Source organism: Myxococcus vastator, assembly GCF_010894475.1.
GTDB lineage: Bacteria > Myxococcota > Myxococcia > Myxococcales > Myxococcaceae > Myxococcus > Myxococcus vastator.
In genome coordinates, this window is the sequence record NZ_JAAIYB010000435.1 from 1 (window position 1) to 6,989 (window position 6,989).

Genomic DNA, 6,989 nt, shown 5'->3' on the forward strand with positions numbered 1-6,989 from the left:
GGGGGTGGGACTTGGGGCGGCGCTGGCCCTGTCCCAGGTGCTCGCGAGCCAGCTTCACGGCGTCAGCGCGAGAGACCCCTGGACCTTCGGCGCCGTGGCGGCGCTGCTCGCGGCCGTGGCGTTGCTCGCCTGCTGGGTTCCGGCCCGGCGGGCGACGCGGATGGACCCGCTTCAGGCGCTCCGGAAGGAATGACAGCGCGCCTTGCGCGTCCCAGGCGTGGGATGCGCAAGACCCAGCCCTGGAACGCGGGCGGCCGGATGACACGTCGCGTTGATAGGGTTTTTCCTCGGAGCCCAACCCCTGGCGGCGGGAATCTGGAGCCTGCTCGGATGTTGGGTTCTCCGGGAAAACTTCCCTGCTTTCAACTGGCTTGACCCAGCCAGGAGCTTCCCGCAGAACCGCGACACCCATGGCCCTGGAAAGGACCGTTTCATGAAGCGCTTGTTCGTGATTGCCACCCTCCTCGGCGCGGCTCCCGCGATGGCCGACGAGGGCATGTGGACCTACAACAACTTTCCCTCCGCGAAGGTGAAGGAGAAGTACGGCTTCGAGCCTTCCCAGCAGTGGCTGGACAACGTGCGCCTGTCCTCGGCGCGCCTGGCGGGCGGATGTTCGGCCAGCTTCGTGTCCGGCAACGGCCTGGTGATGACGAATCACCACTGCGCGCGCGGCTGTATCAGCCAGCTCTCCACGGCGAAGAAGGACTACATCGCCAACGGCTTCTACGCGAAGACGCAGCGCGAGGAGACCCAGTGCCCGGCGATGGAGATCAACCAGCTGGTCAAGATCACCGACGTCACGGAGACGCTGAACAAGGCCACCCAGGGGCTGACGGGCAAGCAGTACGCCGACACCCTGAAGGCGAAGATGTCCGAGCTGGAGCAGGCCTGCTCCGCGGGCAACGCCAAGGCGCGCTGTGACGTCGTCACCCTGTACCAGGGCGGCCAGTACAACCTCTACGAGTACAAGCGCTTCCAGGACGTCCGCCTGGTGATGGCGCCCGAGCACGCCATCGCGTTCTTCGGCGGCGACCCGGACAACTTCGAGTTCCCCCGCTACGACCTCGACGTGACGTTCCTGCGCGTCTACGAGGACGGCAAGCCGGCGACGACGAACAACTTCTTCAAGTGGTCCGACAAGGGCGCCAAGGAAGGCGAGCTGACCTTCATCTCCGGCCACCCGGGCCGCACCTCGCGCGGCCTCACCGTCGCGGAGCTGGAGTTCCACCGCGACGTGCAGCTCCCCAAGACGCTGATGATGCTCTCGGAGATGCGCGGCATGTTGACGGAGTTCGGCCGCCGTGGCGCCGAGCAGCGCCGCATCTCCACCAACATGCTGTTCGGCGTGGAGAACGCGGTGAAGGCGATGAAGGGCCGTCACGAGGCCCTGCTGGACAAGACGTTCTTCGCGCAGAAGGTCGCCGCCGAGCAGGAGCTGCGCAAGAAGGTCAACGCCAACCCGGAGATGAAGAAGAAGTACGGCGCGGCCTGGGATGAGATCGCCAAGGCCCAGACGGAGCTGCGCAACATCCGCAAGGACCTGACGTTCATGGAGAACGGCGGCGGCCTGTCCTCCTCGCTGTTCCAGGTGGCCCGCACGCTGGTGCGCGGCGCCGAGGAGCTGCCGAAGGCGAACGGCGAGCGCCTGCGTGAGTTCAACCAGGCCAACGTCCCGGCGCTGGAGGCCCAGCTGTTCAGCCCGGCGCCCATCTACCCGGAGCTGGAGATTGCCCGCCTGACGTTCAGCCTCACCAAGATGCGCGAGGAGCTGGGCTCCGACCACCCCTTCGTGAAGAAGGTGCTGGGCAAGGAGTCCCCGGAGAAGCTGGCCGCCCGGCTGGTGAAGGGCACGAAGCTGCGCGACGTGAAGGCCCGCCAGGCGCTCTACAAGGGCGGCAAGGCGGCCATCGCGGCGTCCAAGGACCCGATGATCCAGCTGGCCGTCGCGCTGGACCCGGACATGCGCGCCGTCCGCAAGACGTTCGAGGAGAACGTCGAGTCCGTCCTCCGCAAGAACAGCGAGCTGGTGGCCAAGGCCAAGTTCGACATCTACGGCACCAACCAGTACCCGGACGCGACGTTCAGCCTGCGCCTGTCCTACGGCGCGGTGAAGGGCTACTCGGAGAACGGCAAGCAGGTCAGCCCCATCACCCAGATGGCGGGCACCTTCGCGCACGCCACGGGTGAGGAGCCCTTCGCGCTGCCGAAGTCCTGGCTGAAGAACGAGAAGGCGCTGGACGGCACCACGCCGATGAACTTCGTCTCCACCAACGACATCATCGGCGGCAACTCCGGCTCGCCCGTCATCAACAAGGACGCGGAGATCGTCGGCATCGTGTTCGACGGCAACATCCAGTCCCTGGGCGGCGAGTACGGCTTCGACGAGAGCGTCAACCGCTCGGTCAGCGTCCACAGCCAGGCCATCATCGAGTCGCTGACGAAGATCTACGGCGCCACGCGGCTGCTCGAGGAGCTGCGTCCCGGCAGCACCAAGCTCCCGCCCGTGAAGGCCAGCCCGGCGGGGTGATGCCTCCGGGCGAAGCAGGGGGCCCCGGCGCGGTCGGCCAGGGCCCCTGAAACACGAAGAGGCTGCCCGGCACCCGCGCCGGGCAGCCGCCCTACTCCCACTCGATGGTCGCGGGGGGCTTGGAAGAGATGTCGTAGGCGACGCGGTTGATGCCGCGCACCTCGTTGGTGATGCGCGTGGAGATGCGCTCCAGCACGGCGAACGGCAGCCGGGCCCAGTCCGCCGTCATGCCGTCCACGCTGGTGACGGCGCGCAGCACGCAGGTGGACTCGTAGGTGCGCTCGTCGCCCATGACGCCCACGCTCTGCACCGGCAGCAGCACCGCGAAGGCCTGCCACACCTCCTTGTAGAGGCCGGCGGCGCGGATCTCCTCCTGGACGATGGCGTCCGCGCGCCGCACCAGCTCCAGGCGCTGCTCGGTGACTTCCCCCAGCACGCGGATGGCCAGGCCAGGGCCTGGGAATGGCTGGCGGGACACCATCTCATCCGGCAGCCCCAGCTCGCGGCCCAGGGCGCGGACCTCGTCCTTGAAGAGCTCGCGCAGCGGCTCCACCAGCTTGAGCTTCATCGTCTCCGGCAGGCCGCCCACGTTGTGGTGGCTCTTGATGGTGACGGAGGGGCCCTTGTACGACACGGACTCGATGACGTCCGGGTACAGCGTGCCCTGGGCCAGGAACTCCGCGTCCTGCACGTCGCGCGAGGCCTCCTCGAACACGGCGATGAACTCGCGGCCGATGATCTTCCGCTTCTTCTCCGGGTCCGTCACCCCGGCCAGCTTGTCCAGGAAGCGCTGGCGCGCATCCACCGTCTTCAGCGGGACGTGGAAGCGGTCCACGAAGAGCGCCTCCACCTGCGCGCGCTCGTCCTGCCGCAGCACCCCGTTGTCCACGAAGATGCACTGGAGGCGCGGGCCAATGGCCCGGTGCAGCAGCAGCGCGGCCACGGAGCTGTCCACGCCGCCCGACAGCGCGCAGATGACCCGGCCGTGCTCACCCACCTGGCGGCGGATGGTGCCCACGGCCTCGTCGATGAAGCCCTTCATCGTCCACGAGCCGCTGACCTTGCACTCGTTGAAGACGAAGGCGCGCAGCATGGCCTTGCCCTGCGGCGTGTGGACCACCTCCGGGTGGAACTGGAGCCCGAACCAGGGCTTCGTCGTGTGGGCGGTGGCGGCGAAGGGCGAGTTGCCGCTGCGGCCAATGGCCTCGAAGCCCGGGGGCAGCTCCTGCACCCGGTCCCCGTGGCTCATCCAGACCTGGACCTTGTCCCCGGGGTTGAACTCGGCGAAGGGGCCTCGGCGGGCCAGGACCTCCACCTCCGCGTTGCCGAACTCGCGGTGGGCGCTCCGGTCAATCTTGCCGCCCAGCAGCTTGGCGGTGAGCTGGAGGCCGTAGCAGATGCCCAGCACGGGGACGCCGGCTTCGAAGACGAAGGGGTCGCACCTTGGGGCATCCGGGGCCTCCACGGACGCTGGCCCGCCAGAGAGGATGATGCCGCGGGGAGTATACGTTCGGATGTCCTCCGCCGGGAGGTCCGGGCGGTGGATTTCGCAGTAGACGCCCAGCTCGCGGACGCGCCGGGCGATGAGCTGGGTGTACTGGCTCCCGAAATCGAGGATCAGGATTTTTTCGGCGTGCAGGTCCACCTGGGGGTCTCCAAGAGGGGCGTCGTTGACGGCTGGGGGCCCTTATCGCTACAAACTTCCGGAATACAACGCCCAAGTACCTTCAATTGTTCGAGGCCTGGATGCTCCGCCGCCTGTCCGCCCCTACCGCTGCTGCGACCCTACTCCTGCTGTCCGCCTCCGGATGCGTGAAGGAGATCTCCTCGGATGAGCGGCTGGACCGCGATACCCAGAATCTCTCCGCGAAGGAGACGCCGGGCGCCGCCGAGCTCGAGAAGATCTCCTGTGACGATGCCACCGAGGCGCTCATCAAGGCGCGCAACGTGAACCGGCCAGAGACGGACCGGCTGGTGGACTACATCGAGCTGTACTCCTCCCTGCGCAAGCGCACCGCCACGTTCGAGGATGCGATGAACCGCAACCCGGACCTGAGCTACCGCGAGGGCACGCAGCACCTGGTCAACGCCAAGGACATCTGCATCCAGCAGACGGCCGACGTCCGGGTGGAGTTCGAGACCTACATGCGGGAGCTGGTGGGCGTGCCCACCGTCCAGGAAATCAAGGGCGGCAACACCGTCACCATCGCCCGGCTCGACTTCAACACCCTGCGTCAGGCCATTGAGACGCTGGAGCCGGACGACAAGGACACGCTGCTCAACCAGGTGAACGCCGCGGCGAAGCGCGTGGCCCCGTCCACCCCCGCCGCCGATGCGCCGGCCCCCGCGTCAAGCGGTGGCCGCAAGCGCGGCCGGTAGGTCGCTGCTGGCTGGACACCCGGGCCCCGCCAAGAGGCGCGGGCCCTTTTTCATGGCCCCGGGGCGCGGCGCGGGAGGACGAGTCACCGCCCTCCCCTGGCGCGCCCGCCGGACTACTCGACGCGGTAGTTCGGCGCTTCCTCGGTGATGATGACGTCGTGCACGTGGCTCTCCTTGAGCCCGGCGGACGTGATGCGGACGAAGGTGGCCTGGGTGCGCAGCTCGTCGATGCTGCGGCAGCCCACGTAGCCCATGCCGCTGCGGATGCCGCCCAGCATCTGGTGGACGTTCATCGCCAGGGTGCCCTTGTACGGCACGCGGCCCTCGATGCCCTCGGGCACCAGCTTCACGGCCTCCACGTCCGCCTGGAAGTAGCGGTCCTTGGCGCCCTGCTTCATGGCGCCCAGGCTGCCCATGCCGCGGTAGCTCTTGTAGCTGCGGCCCTGGTACAGGATGACGTCGCCCGGGGACTCCTCGGTGCCGGCGAAGAGCGAGCCAATCATCACCGTGTTGGCGCCCGCCGCCAGCGCCTTGACGATGTCGCCCGAGTACTTGATGCCGCCGTCGGAGATGACGGGCACGTCGTGCTTCTGGGCCTCGCGGACGCAGTCATCCACGGCCGTCACCTGGGGCACGCCCACGCCGGCCACCACGCGGGTGGTGCAGATGGAGCCGGGGCCGATGCCCACCTTCACCGCGTCCACGCCGGCCTGGATGAGCGCGCGGGTGGCCTCGGCGGTGGCGACGTTGCCGGCGATGAGGTCGAAGCCCTGGAAGTTCTTCCGGGTGTCGCGCACGCCGTCCAGCACCGCGGTGGAGTGGCCGTGCGCGGTGTCCACGACGATGACGTCCACCCCTGCCTTGATGAGCGCCTCCACGCGGGCCTCGCGGTCCGCGGACACGCCCACGGCGGCGGCGCACAGCAGGCGCCCCTTGCCGTCCTTGGCCGCGTTGGGGTGCGTGCGGCGCTTCTCGATGTCCTTGATGGTGATGAGGCCCTTGAGCTCGAAGTCCTCGTTGACGACGAGCAGCTTTTCGATGCGGTGCTGGTGCAGCAGCTTCTGCGCATCTGCTTGCGTGATGCTCTCGTGGCCGGTGACGAGCTTGCGCGTCATCATCGACTCCACCGTCTGGGTGAAGTTGGTCTCGAAGCGCACGTCGCGGCTGGTGACGATGCCCACCAGGCGCCGGCCCTTCACCACCGGGATGCCAGACACGCCGTGAAGGCGCATCAGCTCCAGCGCGCGGCCCAGCGGGGCCTCCGGTTCGATGGTGACGGGGTCCACCACCATGCCACTCTCGAACTTCTTGACCTTGAGGACCTCGAGCGCCTGCTGCTCGGGCGTCATGTTCTTGTGGATGACGCCAATCCCGCCCTCCTGGGCCATGGCGATGGCGGTCCGGGACTCCGTGACGGTGTCCATGGCCGCCGACAGGAGGGGGATGTTGAGACGGAGATTGCGGGTGAGCCGGGTCGTCAGGTCGACGTCCTTGGGGACGACCGAGCTCTCGGCCGGGACCAGCAGGACGTCGTCGAAGGTGAGGGCGAGCCGGATATCAGGGTTGAGCATGAGCGGCGCTCCCGTGAGCAGGTGCCCGCGGGGCACCACAGCCCGCGGGTGCGGTTCCATACGAGGTACGCTGCCCCGGCGCAACGGAGAAGGGCGCTGATTTGACGCCCGTTCCCTCGGAGTTCGGGCGATAATCGCAACCCAGTATCCCCTCTCGTCTCAGGAACCGGGCATTGACGGATTCGAATCAGGGTGCGGTCGGGCTCGTCGTGAAGCTGCCCTTCGCGACGCTCGAGGAGTTCCTGGCGAAGTACGGCCCGAATGTGACCCGGGGTGGCATCTATCTGCGCGCACGCGCGGTGAAGCCCCCGGGGACGGCCGTCACCTTGGATCTCAAGCTGGCGGGCGGGGAGCGCATCATCCACGCGGCGGCCGTCGTTCACTACGTCACAGGTCAGAGCGGACAGGGCGTGCTCGGCATGGGCCCTGTCTCTTATGCACATCTCCGGGCCCACGAGAAAAGAGGGAACCTCGTATGCCTTCTTACCCTTGAAAAAATAAACAGTAACGGT

General features: G+C 67.7%; 6 protein-coding genes. 4 read left to right on the plus strand and 2 right to left on the minus strand.

Annotated elements, in window-relative coordinates; genetic code table 11:
• Nucleotides 1–193, plus strand: a 193-nt coding sequence (locus G4D87_RS30575; protein WP_163786233.1) for a hypothetical protein, incomplete at its 5' end; no start/stop codon positions are given.
• 240 nt (nt 194–433) lie between these two features.
• The gene (locus G4D87_RS30580) at nt 434–2,527 is read left to right on the plus strand and encodes a S46 family peptidase (protein ID WP_163786234.1); all 2,094 of its coding nucleotides are present in this window, start codon (nt 434–436) and stop codon (nt 2,525–2,527) included.
• A gap of 91 nt (nt 2,528–2,618) precedes the next feature.
• Here the strand turns inward: G4D87_RS30580 and guaA are convergent, their stop codons facing one another.
• The gene (gene guaA, locus G4D87_RS30585; protein WP_163786235.1) at nt 2,619–4,172 is read right to left on the minus strand and encodes a glutamine-hydrolyzing GMP synthase; all 1,554 of its coding nucleotides are present in this window, start codon (nt 4,170–4,172) and stop codon (nt 2,619–2,621) included.
• A gap of 86 nt (nt 4,173–4,258) precedes the next feature.
• On the opposite strand from guaA, the gene G4D87_RS30590 reads away from it, so the two are divergent.
• Complete coding sequence (locus G4D87_RS30590; RefSeq protein ID WP_163786236.1) at nt 4,259–4,906, plus strand: hypothetical protein; 648 nt, start codon at nt 4,259–4,261, stop codon at nt 4,904–4,906.
• Nucleotides 4,907–5,019: 113 nt separating this feature from the next.
• Here the strand turns inward: G4D87_RS30590 and guaB are convergent, their stop codons facing one another.
• Nucleotides 5,020–6,477 carry an IMP dehydrogenase gene (gene guaB / locus G4D87_RS30595; protein ID WP_163786237.1) on the minus strand — a complete coding sequence of 486 codons (1,458 nt, stop codon included), beginning with the start codon at nt 6,475–6,477 and terminating at the stop codon, nt 5,020–5,022.
• 209 nt (nt 6,478–6,686) lie between these two features.
• On the opposite strand from guaB, the gene G4D87_RS30600 reads away from it, so the two are divergent.
• Nucleotides 6,687–6,989, plus strand: a 303-nt coding sequence (locus tag G4D87_RS30600; RefSeq protein ID WP_240358734.1) for a TIGR02266 family protein, incomplete at its 3' end; no start/stop codon positions are given.

What these genes read in the sequence shown, in the direction of transcription:
- G4D87_RS30580 (WP_163786234.1), top strand. Translation starts at nt 434, where the DNA reads ATGAAGCGCTTGTTCGTGATTGCCACCCTCCTCGGCGCGGCTCCCGCG.
- guaB (WP_163786237.1), bottom strand. Translation starts at nt 6,477, where the DNA reads ATGCTCAACCCTGATATCCGGCTCGCCCTCACCTTCGACGACGTCCTG.